This window comes from Vibrio sp. CUB2 (assembly GCF_001557945.1).
Lineage (GTDB): Bacteria > Pseudomonadota > Gammaproteobacteria > Enterobacterales > Vibrionaceae > Vibrio > Vibrio owensii.
Map to the genome: position 1 here is coordinate 217,452 of NZ_LNRB01000010.1, position 15,586 is coordinate 233,037.

General features: G+C 45.6%; 13 protein-coding genes. 12 read left to right on the forward strand and 1 reads right to left on the reverse strand.

The window, feature by feature from the left end; translation table 11 throughout:
• Positions 1 to 26: 26 nt before the first annotated feature.
• The 12 genes from tssI (at position 27) to tssG (ending at position 14,976) form a co-directional block, all read left to right on the forward strand.
• Positions 27 to 2,105, forward strand: coding sequence for a type VI secretion system tip protein VgrG (tssI, locus tag ATB78_RS17540; protein WP_061009516.1), 2,079 nt, complete (start codon positions 27 to 29; stop codon positions 2,103 to 2,105).
• Positions 2,105 to 2,590, forward strand: a complete 486-nt coding sequence (locus ATB78_RS17545; protein WP_061009518.1) for a hypothetical protein — start codon at positions 2,105 to 2,107, stop codon at positions 2,588 to 2,590. Before tssI ends, ATB78_RS17545 begins: the two co-directional genes overlap by 1 nt.
• Before the next feature lie 100 nt (positions 2,591 to 2,690).
• The gene (locus ATB78_RS17550) at positions 2,691 to 4,010 is read left to right on the forward strand and encodes a hypothetical protein (RefSeq protein WP_061009520.1); all 1,320 of its coding nucleotides are present in this window, start codon (positions 2,691 to 2,693) and stop codon (positions 4,008 to 4,010) included.
• Positions 3,991 to 4,983, forward strand: a complete 993-nt coding sequence (locus tag ATB78_RS17555; RefSeq protein ID WP_061009522.1) for a DUF2169 domain-containing protein — start codon at positions 3,991 to 3,993, stop codon at positions 4,981 to 4,983. The genes ATB78_RS17550 and ATB78_RS17555 overlap by 20 nt, the downstream gene beginning before the upstream one ends.
• Entirely contained in the window at positions 4,976 to 5,920 is a 945-nt protein-coding gene (locus tag ATB78_RS17560; protein ID WP_061009524.1) for a hypothetical protein, read from the forward strand. Before ATB78_RS17555 ends, ATB78_RS17560 begins: the two co-directional genes overlap by 8 nt.
• Positions 5,921 to 6,155: 235 nt before the next feature.
• Positions 6,156 to 8,159 (forward strand): protein kinase, encoded by a 2,004-nt coding sequence (locus tag ATB78_RS17565; protein ID WP_061009525.1) that lies wholly within the window; start codon positions 6,156 to 6,158, stop codon positions 8,157 to 8,159.
• Positions 8,159 to 9,733 carry a type VI secretion system protein TssA gene (tssA, locus tag ATB78_RS17570; RefSeq protein ID WP_061009527.1) on the forward strand — a complete coding sequence of 525 codons (1,575 nt, stop codon included), beginning with the start codon at positions 8,159 to 8,161 and terminating at the stop codon, positions 9,731 to 9,733. Before ATB78_RS17565 ends, tssA begins: the two co-directional genes overlap by 1 nt.
• A 26-nt stretch (positions 9,734 to 9,759) precedes the next feature.
• Positions 9,760 to 10,266 carry a type VI secretion system contractile sheath small subunit gene (tssB, locus tag ATB78_RS17575; RefSeq protein WP_061009530.1) on the forward strand — a complete coding sequence of 169 codons (507 nt, stop codon included), beginning with the start codon at positions 9,760 to 9,762 and terminating at the stop codon, positions 10,264 to 10,266.
• An 8-nt stretch (positions 10,267 to 10,274) separates the two neighbouring features.
• Positions 10,275 to 11,750 (forward strand): type VI secretion system contractile sheath large subunit, encoded by a 1,476-nt coding sequence (gene tssC / locus ATB78_RS17580; RefSeq protein WP_005437988.1) that lies wholly within the window; start codon positions 10,275 to 10,277, stop codon positions 11,748 to 11,750.
• 61 nt (positions 11,751 to 11,811) lie between these two features.
• Entirely contained in the window at positions 11,812 to 12,222 is a 411-nt protein-coding gene (gene tssE, locus ATB78_RS17585) for a type VI secretion system baseplate subunit TssE (RefSeq protein WP_020195813.1), read from the forward strand.
• Between the two features lie 10 nt (positions 12,223 to 12,232).
• On the forward strand, positions 12,233 to 13,981 hold the full coding sequence (tssF, locus tag ATB78_RS17590; protein ID WP_020195814.1) for a type VI secretion system baseplate subunit TssF: 1,749 nt from the start codon (positions 12,233 to 12,235) through the stop codon (positions 13,979 to 13,981).
• Positions 13,978 to 14,976 (forward strand): type VI secretion system baseplate subunit TssG, encoded by a 999-nt coding sequence (gene tssG / locus ATB78_RS17595; RefSeq protein ID WP_061009532.1) that lies wholly within the window; start codon positions 13,978 to 13,980, stop codon positions 14,974 to 14,976. The genes tssF and tssG overlap by 4 nt, the downstream gene beginning before the upstream one ends.
• A 138-nt stretch (positions 14,977 to 15,114) precedes the next feature.
• On the opposite strand, the gene ATB78_RS17600 is transcribed toward tssG, so the two are convergent.
• Positions 15,115 to 15,567, reverse strand: coding sequence for an Lrp/AsnC family transcriptional regulator (locus tag ATB78_RS17600; RefSeq protein ID WP_009705245.1), 453 nt, complete (start codon positions 15,565 to 15,567; stop codon positions 15,115 to 15,117).
• Positions 15,568 to 15,586: the final 19 nt, after the last annotated feature.

A 15,586-nucleotide genomic window follows, 5' to 3' on the forward strand; every position in this document is an offset into this window, starting at 1 on the left:
TCGATTATTTGTATCAGGTAAAAGATATGGTGAATGACGTAGAATTTAAATTTGAAGTGCCAGGGTGTGGGCACGAGTTTCGAGTAGAAAGCTTTCAAGTGAATGAAGAGCTTTCGAAGCCTTTTCACATCAGTCTCTCATTACTTTCACTTGATCCAGATATCTCTTTTGATGCTCTCATTCGTAAAGCGGGCACGCTGACTCTTTATGGGCAGGGTGTAGGTGCTGCGCGCGTATTCAACGGCGTAGTAAACGAAGTTCGTTACCTAGGTACGGGGCGTCGTTTTTCTCGCTATCAATTAGTTTTGGTTCCTCAAGCTTGGTTCTTATCTCAGCGCCAAGATTGTCGCATTTTCCAACAAAAGTCAGCGCAAGATATCATCACGGAAGTGTTAGATGATGGAGCGGTTACTGATTACCGATTTGAAGTCTCGGGTACTTACCCTCCAAAAGAATACGTTCTGCAATATCGCGAATCTGACTTGCACTTCGTTCAACGAATGATGGCTGAGCACGGTATGTGGTATTACTTTGACCATACCGATTCAAACCACACCATGGTGATTGTTGATAGTAACGATGCCATCGCGCCTTTGGTGAGCTCACCAATCAATGCATCATATATCGGACCGATTGTGTTTCACGCTGATGGCGGCGGTGTTGCCGATCGCGAGCATATCTCTGATCTAGAGCTTGTTAACCGCGTTCGAACTGGTCAGGTTACGTACACGGATTACAACTACGAGCAGCCAAAGATCCCGCAAGAGATGACGCACGCGGGTGACCTTGACCAAGATTTGAAGCAGTTTGATTACCCAGGTCGTTATGTTGATCCTGCGATGGGGCAGGTGAGAACGACGGAATGGATGTCTGAGCACATTGTGGACAACCAACAAGTGGAAGCAAGCAGTGACGTAATGCGTTTGGCGTCTGGTTACAGCTTCAATATCGGCGAGCATCCTCGTTCAGAAATTAACCGTGATTACATCATGCTTTCCGTCATGCACACTGGGCAAGATCCACAAGTGCATGAAGACGAAACCAGTGGGATGCCGACTACCTACTACAACCAGTTTTCTTGCATTCCACGCGATGTGGTATTTAAAGCACCAAAAATGGCAGCGCCACTAGTTGATGGCCCGCAAACCGCTGTTGTGGTTGGCCCTGCAGGCGAAGAGATCTACACCGATAAGCTTGGACGAATCAAAGTTCAGTTCCATTGGGATCGCTATGGCGATAATGATGAACATGCGAGTTGTTGGATTCGCGTTAGCCAATCTATGGCGGCTCCAACTTGGGGTGCGGTTTATTTGCCACGTATTGGCCATGAAGTTGTAGTGACCTTCCTTGAAGGGGATCCAGACCGTCCGCTAGTGACAGGCGCGGTTTATAACGGCCTGCATTTCCCTCCATACTCGTTGCCAGAAAACAAAACGCGTACCACGTTCCGTACTCAAACGCACAAAGGCACTGGCTACAACGAACTGAGCTTTGAGGACGAAGCGAACCAAGAAGAAGTCTACATTCACGCTCAAAAAGACATGTCGACGAAAGTACTCAACAACCGTTACCGAGATATCGGTCAGGATGAGTTCTTAAAGGTAGCGCGTCATCAAACCAACGAAGTACACGGTGACCACAAGGAAACCATTGATGGTCACAAGACAACGCAAGTAAACAGCACCTTTACGGAAACCGTAGAGCAAGACGTTACCGTTACTTACAACGCCAACGAAACTCAGTATGTGAAAAACAATTCTGATTTAGAGATTGGTGATAACCGCACGACCAAGATTGGCAAGAATGATGATCTGGATGTGGGTGAAAACAGCAACTTAACAGTAGGTGCATCGAAGAGCTCAGACATTGGTGCGGATGATAACCAAACCGTAGGCGGTAACTTAACCGTGTCGGTGAAAGGTAATACGTCATACAAAGCCGATGGCGCAACGCAAATCATCAGTGGGGACAAGATTGTACTGAAAACTGGCGGTTCTTCATTAGTGATGAACAGTGACGGTTCAATCAAGCTCACTGGTTCTTCAATCACCATTGAAGGTAGCGATAAAGTCGTCGTGAAAGGTGGTAACGTAGCGATTAACTAATGATGGAAAAACAACCTCTTATTACAGAAACCATCACGAAGCAGCAAGCCGATACACCGGCTTGCTTTTCGCGTTTTGGAACCATAGTCGCCATCAACGAATCAACGGGCAGTGTCCGTGTTGATTTTGATGGCAACCCATTTAACCAACCACTTACCGCAAGGTTAGGGCGTGGCTTTCGCCGCTCTGAACTGCAAATGGCTATCGATAATCGATTAAGTTGTCGAATCGAATTTTTGAACGACGACTTAAGCTTGCCTCTTGTGACGGACATTTTCTTCTCCATTCTGGACGACTCTGAGGAGTTTGTACTGCGAGCAAAGAAGATGGTCATCGAGACAGAGCAAGAACTGATCGTCAGAAGTGGTGAGACAGAAACTCGCTACAGCGGGCGTGATGGCCGAATTACCACTAAAGCGAAATACGTCACTTCTCAAGCAGAGAAAGCACAAAAAATTCAAGGCGGAACGATCGCAATTAACTAGTTAGCTCTTGTTAACTCTTTATCTCGTGGTAACGAATTGACTAGCCACTCGAGTTAACTAACTGCAATCGCGTAATCGCACGCTAAAAACGGATAAGTAGATGCGACAAAGAATCGGTGTCGAGCACCTAAAGGCACCAATAACCAATCAAGAAGTCGAAGGCGCGTTAGCAAAAGCTGAGCGTGCTGTGAACGACCTTTCCCAATTACCGCCAACTTGGCTGAGCTTTTGTAATGAAAAGCTGTCTATTGCTTCTGAAAGCATCGGATTTTTAATCAAGCAGCGAATTCAAATTCACAAGCGGGGCTATCCAAGTCGTGAGTTGGAGTATCTCAAACTGATTGAACGTCAAATTGAAGAGCTCAAGCAGGTGTACTTGTCGTTTTATCGATTAGCACCGGGCTTGATTCATCAATTAAGAGGCCAAGAGCCAGAAATCTACGGCTGGTTGATGCTTCAGGGTGAATTGGGCTCTGAGTTGGATAACCTTTTATGTGGATTGAGCTTACTCGAAGCGTTAGATACTAAAACGGCTATGGTCATTGTCACGCAATCTCCAGTTGAACACATTGATAGTGTCATGTCTGAACTCATTGAGGGGAAAGCAAAATCGAGTACGTTGTACTTTGAGTGCTTGCGTCTGCGTCAAGCTTTGAGTGTTGCGTTAATTAAACGTTGGCACAAAGCCGAAATCATTCGTTCTAATATCGCGCTACCTCTACTGGCATTACAAGATGTGGAAGAGGGGATTGAATGGATTAATGACAATGCGAATTCTGAACAATATCTGTTTGAACGATTGATCACTAAACGCGACAGAGGCACCTGGTTCCGTCAGTGTTTTGGTATTGAGCCGAGTGGTTTGCCTTCTGATCAAGTGCTGACTTTCGCGAAGCTATTAGAACTCAAAGAGTTTGAGGCGTTTGATATCTCTTCGTTATTAGCCCCCGTTGATTTTGCTCTGAGTGGCGATTGGAAGTTAGTGCCAGAAATCATCGAGCACTTGGAAACTCTGGATGAAGATGACGGTGAAACTTGGATTCAAGCTTTGTATGTGGTCTACGGAAAGCTTCTTCCCCTTACTCCCGAAGACGTTGGTGTTGAATATGAGTGGGAAGAGATCGTCGACCTGCTCAATGAATGGGTGGAAGATGAAAAACACGTCCAAAACCTACCAAGTCGCTTAGGTTATGCATTGAGCTTCGAATCTACTTTAGCTGCGATGCAAGATGCCAACGTTGATGTGCTGTTCCGCGATTGGTTATGGCGCCAAATCTGCATTCAATCTAGAGCCTATGTGCCTTGGGATATGGCGATGCCGATTCATCAGCAAGACTGGAACTTCAACAATTTAAAGGCCGCACCTTCTGCGAGCGAACGATTCAACTTAAGGAATAGCAATGCAGTTATGGGATATTGAAGCGCACCCTGAGCTATCACTTAAAGGTCGTTTTCAACGTGACGAAAACGGCGATGAAGTGTGGGTTGTGGTCGCGAAACGTACTTGGCAATTCGATGGTGTGGTCTGGCACGAATTAGGTCAAAGTGAAATCTTTGATGATCCCCAATATTTGGGCGAAGAAGGTTTCTCTGCGATGAAAGTTGACCACGAGTTTGCGTATACCAAAGACAACACAGATGTGCTTGTTTACGGCAAAGCGCGCAGTTACGCGAAAAAGCCAGTGACATACCAAGAGTGTCGCGTGTTGATTGATGGCCACATTGATAAAACCCTCGCGATTCATGGTGAACGTGTTTGGGTTGAACATGGTGGCAGTATCACGCTCAGTAAGCCTATTCCTTTTATTGAAAAAGACATTGATTACACCTGTGCAATTGGCGGTGATTTACGTAACCGAGTTGGTGGTGGGGTCGCCGATTCCAACAAAGAACTGCTCGAACAGAAAGTGCCGTCGGTTTTCTACCCGAGAGAAGAGTGGAGTGCTACTTCGAAAAATCTTCGCGTAGCGGGCTTTGGTCCAATTCCTCCATTTTTTGAATCGCGCCAAAAACTGGCGGGGGCATTTGATGACGATTGGATTGAAAACCGCAAGCCAATGTTACCGCTCGACTTTGATAAGCGTTTCTTTCAAAGCGCGCCTGTAGACCAACAATGTAAGGGCTTTCTTCATGGTGGTGAGCGCTTGATGATGAGTGGTTTCTGTCATGATGACACGCTTTCGTTCCGAATTCCTAAAGAGAAATATCGCGCAATCGCGACGTTCAAAGACAACAGCTACCAAGCCGATATGGCGATGTACACTTTGTTTGTGGATGCTGAAAAGAAAACCATATCAATCAGTTACACCGCTGCGTTTCCTTGTCAGGGTAAAGAGCATTTGTTGGTGTCGACATCGATCACTAAGTTGGAAGAGGTAAGCGAGCATGCATAATTCAACAGGCCGTTACGTACTGGGGATGGAAGTGATGACACCTACTGGCATGAATCTGGATATCGCAACCAGTGTCGCAAACGCCGATTTAGCCAGATTTGATCAAGTGGTTGGTAAAGACGGCATTGAGCGTTTTACCTTTGCCAAAATCGAGTACACAAAAGAGAGCGCGTTATTTGAAAAAACGTGTGAATTAACTGCAAATTTACTGGATTCTTTGCTTGTGCAGTTACCTCGTTCTTTGAAGCCGATTCCATTACTTATTGCTGTGCCAACGACAATTTCATTAGTGAAGATGCAAGAATGGCTTGGTGAAAGTGACTATTCTGACTTTCTTTCTGTGGTCGAAGCAGTGCATACCAGTGGGCCTAGCTTCGTGCTACAGGCTATGAAGTCTTTGGATAAATACGATGCCATGATGTGTATTAGCGTCGATTCTATGGTGGATACGATGCAAGCGCTCATTGATGATGCCATGGTCATGAGTACCAATAATCCGTGGGGCATTATTCCGAGTGAGGGAGGGGCTGGCTTAATTCTCTGCCGAAGAAATACGGTAGAAACATTGAAACTTAAACCTCAAGCGCAGCTTGGTTATATTGACACGGAATTAAATACGTCAGACCGAAGAGGCATGTTTCGCCTTGTTCAGCGTGCGAGTAAAAAGCTCGATTCATTTGGTGAAGTGTATTCCGATATGACGAATCTCCGTATGCACACTGAAGATTACGGCTTCGCATTGGGGGCCAAAGCGGAACGTTTCACGAATCCAGAACAGCCACAGCTTATCAATGAGTTATGGGGCACGATGGGCAGTAGTTCTTCACTCGCTTTGATTGGATTTACGGTTAAAAATCATCATTTTAACCAACATGCATCGCTATTAATGTTTGATTTTAATGGTGACAAAGGGTTGCTTCAATTACTGGCGTGCTAGTACGAAACAACACGCAAAACCTTATTAAAATGCTCTCATAATCACGGCATGGTATTTAATCGATGAAAACAACATAACTTATGTAGTGAAAGCGTAAGTCAAAGAGTCTAATAACTTAGTAATTATAACTAAAGTAATAGCGTTACTGTTCGTTTTAAATACCAGCCTTGAAACAAGGATGTTTCAGCAAATATTATTTCGGCCTAATAATATTTGTTCGATAAAAGAGTGCAAAGTGTCTGATAAGCAGGGAGCAGCCAAAGGATATATTGATCAATTGGTTGTCAAAGCCATTGAGAAAAAGAAACAGAACGAGCAAAGGTTGGCGCAGAAAAATAAGCCAAAGCTTGAGTACGTGCTTTTTTCACAATTTGATGTTCTAGACACGCTGCCATCGAAAAATGGTAGAACTACGGTTTACCATCTCGCCAAAAAAGGCCAACCAGAAAAACAAATCTGCTGTAAAGTCGTCAACGAAGATGCGCCAGACATTGCCAATAAGATGTTGGTCAATGAGGCAAGCAGACTAGAACTTTCTCAACATCCTAGCGTTGCGGATTTCATTAAAATCGGTAACGAATTTGAACGCCCATACTTAATGTACGAGTGGATTCAAGGTGAATCACTGGCAGAAAAGATGGAGCGTCACTCCTCTAAAGGTTTCCGTCACGACCATATTGCTTGGTTAGTGTACCAACTTGCAGGTGCGCTGGAATTTATGCACACCCGAGGTATCTGCCATCTTGATATCAAACCATCAAATGTTTTGGTGAGCGAAGGCGACTACGTCAAGCTCATCGACTTTGGTGCGGCTCGCTATATTGGTGAGACAGAACCTCATGCTGAGGCAAGTTTAAGTTACGCTTCACCTCTTTATCTTGAGACAGGTACAACCGAGCCACAAGACGATGTTTATTCACTTGCATTACTGACGGGCCATTTATTTATTGGTTCGATCTTTGGTGACGCTTGGCACAAGCAATTAAAAGATCGCAAGCGTCCGGCATTAATTCCAAACCATATTTGGAAGCTGCTCAAGCAAGTGATTAATAACCCAAGAGGGCATGGCTACACCGCTATTTCATTTGCACAGCAACTTGCACGCATTGACACTCAATCTATTGATTCACAGTCGAATGCGCCGATTTTCAGCAGCTTACGTAATGCCGACTTATTGCTGACGCATTGTAAACCTCAAGACAAAGCCGGCTACGGTCGCTTTAAAGTGCTCGAAGCTAGCTTGGTATTGAGCGTGATGGCAATTACAGGCCATTACTTATACGAACAAAACCAGCCCGAGTGGAAAACGATTGTGAAGTCGGAACCGACAATTTCACAAAACGAAACTCCTTTGGCGAGTACGATCAAACCAGCACAAACCGCTTCTTTCTTGGCTCAGCCTCCTTGGGCGATTGAACAGGCGCTCAATGATATGGAAAAAGACGTCATGTCGACGGCACCTTACCGTGAAGCCTACCAAGTGCAGCAAATGAAGCTGTCTAAGCTGTACAAAAATAATCAGGCGCAATTGACCTCTTATCAAGCTCTAGCGGATGATTTACCGAAGACGCTAGTGGATTTGCGTAAAGAGTTGGTGACGCTACGAGAAAAATTGGTCGATGATGGTGCTTTATTCCCATACGCAGACAAAACCTTAACCAAAGTGATGGCAGGTTTGAATGTCGCGTCGGTTGATTCGATGAAAATCTCTGCTGTTGCGGGAAGCAAAGACGAGCAGATTGCTAATTTAATCCTTGATGGTGAAGCTAAGTTGGCTGACGAAGAGATGAAAGCGGCTTGGTTGCTAAATCAATCGGAAGCTTACTTCTACAGCCAAGTGTTGCCAAATAAAGTAATGGCAAACATCAATGAGTCTATCGAGCAGCACGCAAAAGATCACTACTACACCAAAGCCATTGAAGAGGCGAAGGCCGCTAAGACTTATTTTGGTAACACGCCGGCGCTGAACAAAAAGGTCAAGGATCTGATTGTTGCTCGTAGCGAATACATTCTATTTAGCACTGTGACTGAGCAATCGGTGTTTGATAAGCAAAAATTGCACGATTCACTGGCTGACCTTGAGCGCAACGCGCCGAAGAAGTTTAGTGAAATTACCGATCTGCTTGAGAGCATGGCTACGGATTCTATCGATAAAAGTCATCAACTTTCTCGCCCGGCACGTGGTGCAATCGCCGTTGAGCGCGCTCTGAGAGATTATCTAGCAGAGGGGAGAGGCTAATGTCTGTTATCGATATCGAACGCTTATTGGCCCCTATCTCTGATGCAACGCCAGTGGGTGAAGATGCTCGCTACGAGTTTTGCTACGAGATGATGGAATCTGAGGTAAAAAAATTCGGTTCCTTGTTTGGTGAAACGGTCGATTGGGGCGCCGTAAAAACGCATGCCACTGAAGTGCTAGAGCACCACAGCAAAGACTTAAAAGCCATTTGTTACCTTGTACGCGCGTTAACGGAAGAGTTTGGTCTTCAAGGTTTTGAGCAAGGTCTAAAGCTGCTTAGTGAGGCGTTAAGTCGCTTTGGTGTTGAACTGTATCCTTCGCGAAAGCGGGGCAGAGATGGCGCGGTCGAATGGCTGAACCATCAGTTTAAATTGGTAAGCGGTAAGTTAGCAGAAAGTGCTCAGTCATGGGAGTTGGTTTCAAGCTGTATTTCGACCATTGAAGAGGTTCAGCGACAATTCGACGATGTTTACCAAGACTCAGAAGCGGATTTCTTTGAGATTCGCACACAGCTCAACGTCTTATCTCAACAAGCTGCGGCTGATGACCAAATCGATGACGCATCGGTCACTGTTGAACAGGCGATATCTACGCCAACTGCACAGTCTGCCGCAGTAGAAAAGCCGGCACAGAGCGAAGTGCAAACCGCTCCAGCAAAGACGGTTACGCCGGCCCCTAAACCTGCACCAGTTAAGAAAGCGGTAGCAAAAGAAGTGGATGTCGATACGGACTTCTCTTCACCGACGGCTTCTAAGCGCACCTTGAAGAAGGTTGCAGAAGTCATGCTTCATGCAAATCCAAGTGATCCGCTGGCTTACCGAATTTATCGTCATCTGACTTGGGATGATATTGATGGTCTGCCTGATCATCAAAACAATCAAACGCCATTGAGCTTGGCGGTGTCTTCCGATCAACAGGCGGAATACAGAGACAAAGCCAATCAAGAAAGCGACATCGACACCATTAAACGTTTGGAGCGCACACTAACGGATGCGCCGTTTTGGCTGACAGGTCATTACTTCGTGTATTCGATGCTCATTAATTTGGGCTTCGACGATGCAGCGACGGCTGTGAAACAAGAAGTGCAGCGTTTTGTTGATTCGCTAGAGGGCATCGAGCACCTCTCATTTAAGAATTCTTTACCATTTGCAGATGAAGCGACCTTGAGCTGGTTATCGACTCAGGATGCAACTTCTTCGACGTCTCAATCCGTTGTTCAAACGGTTGTTATTTCGCAAGAAGATTCGCTGCCGATGGAGGATATCACTCTAGAAAACCTAGGGGAATATGCCGCAGAACTTGCCCGCAAACTCGAGCTGGATAGCTCGGGACGTGGTCAGTTTATGCTGTATTTACAATTGATAGCAGCTTACCAGTCTGTTGGATTATACCCGTTGTGTCTGCCTTATCTTGAGAAGGGTTGGGAAGTACAAAAAGCGTTTAATCTCGCGAGCTGGGAACCCCACTTATCGTCACAGTTAGAAGACCTGATTCGAAAAACACTCCATCAGTTATTCAGAAGTAAGGATCTTTTGCCTGAGAAGTATGAAGAGTGGAAAGCAATTTATGACTAATTAAAGAGTTAAATAAGGAACTAATTATGTCACGTGACGGCTCGGTGGCTCCTAAAGAGCGAATTAATATCCGTTATGTTCCAGCAACTGGTGATACGCAAGACGACGTAGAGCTGCCGCTGAGCATGATGGTAGTTGGCGACTTTACTGCACGTGCAGATGAGACGCCAATCGAAGAACGTACTCCAATCAATATCGATAAAGACAACTTTAACGAAGTGCTAGAAGGCATGTCTCCAAACGTTAAAGTGAATGTTGAAAACCGTCTTTCTGAAGAAGAAGGTGGTCAAATCGGCGTTGATCTGACGTTCCAAAACATGAAGGACTTCTCTCCTGAAGCAATCGCGAAAAGCGTACCTGAGCTAAACAGCTTGCTTGAACTTCGCGAAGCCTTGGTTGCACTGAAAGGTCCTCTAGGAAACGTTTCTGCGTTCCGTAAGAAGATCGCATCGGTTCTTCAAGACGAAGAAGCGAGAAAGAAACTGTTGGATGAACTAAGCATTGGCGCCGACCAAGAAGCGAAAGAAGAGTAAGGGATATCATGTCTGCAGAAGCACAAGCGCCAGAACAAGAAGCAGCCTTAGTTGAATCAGGCTCACTTCTGGATAGCATTCTTAATGAAACTCGTTTAAAGCCAAGTGATGAAGGTTTTGACGTTGCAAAACGCGGCGTAGAAGCATTCATCAGTGAGCTACTAAGCAGCTCGAACACAGAGAAAGTAGACCAATCTTTGGTTGATCTGATGATCTCTGAAATCGACCAAAAACTGTCGAACCAGGTTGATGCGATTCTTCACAGCGAAGAAGTTCAAGCGGTTGAATCAACGTGGCGTGGTCTTAAGTACCTTGTTGACCACACTGACTTCCGTGAAAACATTCAAATTGAATTGATCTCAGCGAAGAAAGATGAAGTTCTTGATGACTTCGAAGACGCACCAGAAGTGGTGAAGTCTGGTCTTTACAAACAGATCTACACACGTGAATACGGTCAATTCGGTGGTAAACCTGTTGGTGCAGTAATCTGTGATTTTGACATGTCAGCATCAACGCCTGACATCAAACTGATGGAATACATGGCGAACGTGGGCGCAATGTCTCACGCACCGTTCATCACGTCTGCATCGGCTAAATTCTTTGGTCTAGACAGCTACGAAGAGCTACCAAACCTAAAAGATCTTAAGTCTGTATTCGAAGGTCCACAGTACGCGAAATGGCGTGGTCTGCGTGAGCACGAAGATGCGCGTTACCTAGGTCTATGTACGTCTCGCTTCATGCTACGTACACCTTACTCTGTAGAAGATAACCCAATTAAGGCGTTTGACTACGATGAGAAGGTAACAGACAGCCACGACAACTACCTATGGGGCAACTCAGCGTACGCGATGGCATCTAAGATCAGTGAGTCATTCGCTAAATACCGCTGGTGTCCGAACATCATTGGTCCTCAAAGTGGTGGTGCGGTTCAAGACCTACCGGTTTACAACTTTGAAGCAATGGGTCAAATCGAAACTAAGATCCCAACTGAGATCCTTGTTTCTGACCGTCGTGAGTACGAACTAGCGGAAGAGGGCTTCATTGCTCTAACCATGCGTAAAGGTTCTGACAACGCGGCGTTCTTCTCTGCAAACTCTGTTCAAAAACCAAAAGTGTTTGCGAACACGCCTGAAGGCAAACAAGCAGAGATGAACTACAAGCTAGGTACTCAGCTTCCTTACATGTTCATCATCAACCGTCTGGCGCATTACATCAAAGTGCTACAGCGTGAGCAAATCGGTTCTTGGAAAGAGCGTTCCGACCTAGAAATCGAACTGAACAAGTGGATCCGTCAATACGTTTCTGACCAGGAGAACCCGCCAGCGGAAGTTCGTGGTCGCCGTCCACTTCGCGCTGCGAAGGTAGAGGTATCAGACGTAGAAGGCGATCCAGGTTGGTACAAAGTATCGATGTCTGTACGTCCTCACTTCAAGTACATGGGCGCAAGCTTCGACTTGTCTCTAGTTGGTAAACTAGACCAATAACCCATTACTGAAACCATCAAGCAGCCAGTGAAGACTGGCTGCTTTTTTCGTAGGACCGAACATGGAAAAAGGTTATCGTCTTCTAGAACGGATTGAATTGGGTGAGCCAAAAAACTGCTACGAGAAAGTGGTGTCTCACAAGCACCTGATTGAGTCTATTCATTCGCACCTTGCCGACTTATTGAACACACATTCTGGCAACGCCATGATTGATGATGAGTACGGCCTGCCTGATTTCAACGATGTGCTTTCCAATAACACAAACCTCGTTCGTCACATTCAAAAAAACATCACATCAACCATAGAACGCTTTGAGCCCCGACTATTGAATGTCGAGGTTCATTACCGTGAAGACCATCATAATCCATTACAACTCGGCTTTGGTATTCGCGGCGAAGTTTCCCATAACGGCGGTAAAGTCCCAATGTCGATCGATGTCTACATGGGAACCGACGGCCAATTTAACGTTTAGTAGGTGCCACTTGAGTAACAGTAAATACTTTCAAGATGAACTCACGTATTTGCGCGAGTCGGGTAGTGAGTTTGCCAAATATCATCCAAAGCTAACTCACTTTCTGTCGGAAGGAACCTTCGACCCAGACGTCGAGCGACTGCTTGAAGGTTTTGCTTTTCTGACCGGACGTATCCGTGAAAAGATTGACGATGAATTGCCAGAGCTGACGCAATCTCTGATGACTTTGCTGTGGCCGCACTACATGCGTTCAATTCCTTCTTTGTGCATCAGCGAGCTGAAACCACATACGGGAAGTGTTACTGAGAAAACCGTGGTGAAACGTGGCGCGGAGATGGCGAGTGAACAAGTTGAAGGCACGCAGTGTTTGTTCCGCACTTGCTACGATGTGAATCTGTACCCAATCACGATCACTAATATCGAACAAACCAACAGCCGCACCAGTTCAGCGATTGATGTGACGTTATCAACGGAACATGGTCTTGAACTGTCTCGTATCGGTTTAGATACGTTGCGCTTGCACTTGCATGGTGAGATTCATATTACTCGCACTGTCTTCTTATGGTTGTTCCGCTACCTAGATTACGTCGAGCTAGATGTTGGTGGTGGCTACAAACACCGCCTAGGGCCAGAATACGTTAAGCCAGTAGGGCATGAAGAAGACGAAGCGCTGCTGCCTTACAGCAAAAACTCCTTCGCAGGTTACCGCTTGCTACAAGAGTTCTTCTCTTTGCCAGATAAGTTCATGTTCTTCGACATAAAGGGCTTAGAGTGGCTAAAAGGCATTCCGCAACGCAGCACGGTCAAAATCAAATTCCACTTTAAGCGTGCTTTACCTTCTGAAGTGGTTTTGAAAGATAAGCACTTAAGATTGCATTGTACGCCAGCCGTTAACTTGTTCGAGAAAGACGGTGATCCAATTCGCTTAGAGCATCGCCGTAATGAATATAAAGTACGCCCTCAAAGCAATACTCAAGAACACTATGAAGTCTATGGGATTGAGCAAGTCGAGAGTTGGAGTAAGGACGAACGCCGTCGTAAACCGTTAATCGAATTTGAGTCGTTTGAGCACCAAATCAACCAACGTGATAAGCGAGAGTTCTACAAATCCAAAGTAGGTGAGCGAGTAAGCGGAAGAGGGTTAGAGCGCTATATCTCATTCCATACTCACAATGGCGACATTGCGGATCTTGGGACTGAAACCGTATTGATGAAACTGCAATGCAGCAACGCGGATTTGGCAGAACGTCTTTCGGTGGGTGACATCACTTACGCAACCCATAAGTCACCAACGTATGCGACGTTTAAAAACATTACCAAGCCAACACAATCGGTAAGCCCACAAGTGAATGGTGAGCTTCAATGGCAGCTGATTGCCAACATGTCGCTCAACTACTTGTCTTTAGCGAATATCGATGTGTTGAAAGTGTTGCTCTCGACTTACGACTTCCATTCTCGTGTCGATAGACAAGCCCACCGCGCGTCGATTCATCGACTTGATGGCATTATTTCGTCAGAGATGAAACCAATTGACCGTGTATTCCGTGGCGTTTCTGTACGTGGTAACCAATTCAAGTTGGTGACCAACTCTAAGTTCTTCGTGAATGAAGGCGATATGTTCCTTATGGCAACCGTACTGAACGAATTCATCCGTTTGTATTCGAGTGTGAACTCTTTTACTGAACTGGAAGTGTTTGATGAAGCCACTGGCGAAGTTTACAACTGGGCAAGCCTGATCGGACAGCAGACGATTCTATGATTAATACACTTTCTGATAAGTCGAATGAGTTTAGTTTTTACCAAGCGGTGCTTTTGTTGGAGAAACACTACCAACTAGAGCCAAATTCCAATTTTGTCGCGGTCGGTGAGAACAAATACTTCCATCAGGAACGCATTGAGTTCAGTGTGTCGCCAAATCTGTGCTTTCCGAAGAGTGATATGGACTTTATCACTCATATGGAAAAAAACGGGCTGCAGTATTCACGTGTTGAGACCAACTTCCTCGGCTTGCATGGCTCAAGCTCACCACTGCCAGCCTCTTACACTGAGAAGCTTGCAGGACGCGACCCTGATGATAACCCGGTAAAAGACTTCTTCGACTTTTTCCATAACCGCTACACCAGTTTGTTGTATCGAGTTTGGAAGAAGTATCGCTATCACGTGCAATACCAAAGTGGCGCAAGCGACGCGTTCTCTGGAAGGATACTGCATTTGGCAGGTCTGTCTGGCGTGATGCAAGATTGTGATGTCGCGGAGTTGGACCGAGCGAAGATTCTGTCTTACGTTAACCAGTTATCGACGCGGACACGCTCTCCTAAGCTGATATCCGGTATTGTTTCGCATTACTTTTCACTGCCGAACGTTCGAATCGAAGAGTGGGTTTACAGGCGCGTAGAAATCGCTGAAAGCCAGCGTAACAAGCTCAATCGCGCTAACTGTGTGTTGGGGCAAAGCTTGCACTTGGGACAAAGCATTGCGGATTTGAACGGCAAGTTTAACTTGTGCATCGACAACATTGATTTTGAGACGTTTAAACAGTTCTCCTACGATGGTGAATTGCACAAGACGTTGGTGGGGTTGATGCGTTTTATTCTGCGTGACCCGATGTCGTGGGACCTTAAGCTGACGGTTAACCTTGATTCTATTCCAGATAACCAACTGGGTAATGGGGAAGGGAACCATTTAGGTCAAACGTTTTGGCTGGGTAGCCCTAGCGAAGCAGACGCTAAAATACGAGTGATTGGTAGTATCTAATGCTTTGCGATGATTAAGAAATGGATGAATAAGAAACGGATGCGTAAGAAGCGTTAGGTACAAAAAGAACACAAAAAAAGCCGCGATGTAGTCGCGGCTTTTTAGTCTGAAAAGAATGTTCGGCGGGAACCAAATAACTTATCGACTGATTGGTTGGTGGAGTACAACCGTCGTATCGAGTTTTTGAATTCCGCTGAAAGATTCAATTTCATTACATAGGTGGTGAATAGACTGAAGGTCCGGAGCTTCGATAAGAGCAATAATGTCGAAGCTACCACCCACAACGCTTGTCAGTCTTACCTCTGGAATCTCTTTAAGGGCACTCGTTACTTCGTTTTTCTTGCCCTTTTCACAAGAGATCAGCAGATAGCTGGCTGCTTTGCGACCCTCATTTTCGACTCGGATCTGGGCAGTGTAGCCCTTGATGATCCCAGTCTTTTCCAACCTATTGATTCTTTCTGCGACAGCAGTACGAGACAAACCGATGTTTCTAGATAGATTCGCAATTGACTCTCGTCCGTTTGATAACAGACTGGAAAGGATTTTGCGGTCTAACTTGTCTAAGCCTTGTAAAGTCATGTTTGAAATCATGTGTTCTGCCTATTCTGGT

What these genes read in the sequence shown, in the direction of transcription:
- tssI (WP_061009516.1), top strand. Translation starts at nt 27, where the DNA reads ATGGTGAATGACGTAGAATTTAAATTTGAAGTGCCAGGGTGTGGGCAC.
- ATB78_RS17545 (WP_061009518.1), top strand. Translation starts at nt 2,105, where the DNA reads ATGATGGAAAAACAACCTCTTATTACAGAAACCATCACGAAGCAGCAA.
- ATB78_RS17550 (WP_061009520.1), top strand. Translation starts at nt 2,691, where the DNA reads ATGCGACAAAGAATCGGTGTCGAGCACCTAAAGGCACCAATAACCAAT.
- ATB78_RS17555 (WP_061009522.1), top strand. Translation starts at nt 3,991, where the DNA reads ATGCAGTTATGGGATATTGAAGCGCACCCTGAGCTATCACTTAAAGGT.
- ATB78_RS17560 (WP_061009524.1), top strand. Translation starts at nt 4,976, where the DNA reads ATGCATAATTCAACAGGCCGTTACGTACTGGGGATGGAAGTGATGACA.
- tssA (WP_061009527.1), top strand. Translation starts at nt 8,159, where the DNA reads ATGTCTGTTATCGATATCGAACGCTTATTGGCCCCTATCTCTGATGCA.
- tssB (WP_061009530.1), top strand. Translation starts at nt 9,760, where the DNA reads ATGTCACGTGACGGCTCGGTGGCTCCTAAAGAGCGAATTAATATCCGT.
- tssC (WP_005437988.1), top strand. Translation starts at nt 10,275, where the DNA reads ATGTCTGCAGAAGCACAAGCGCCAGAACAAGAAGCAGCCTTAGTTGAA.
- tssE (WP_020195813.1), top strand. Translation starts at nt 11,812, where the DNA reads ATGGAAAAAGGTTATCGTCTTCTAGAACGGATTGAATTGGGTGAGCCA.
- tssG (WP_061009532.1), top strand. Translation starts at nt 13,978, where the DNA reads ATGATTAATACACTTTCTGATAAGTCGAATGAGTTTAGTTTTTACCAA.
- ATB78_RS17600 (WP_009705245.1), bottom strand. Translation starts at nt 15,567, where the DNA reads ATGATTTCAAACATGACTTTACAAGGCTTAGACAAGTTAGACCGCAAA.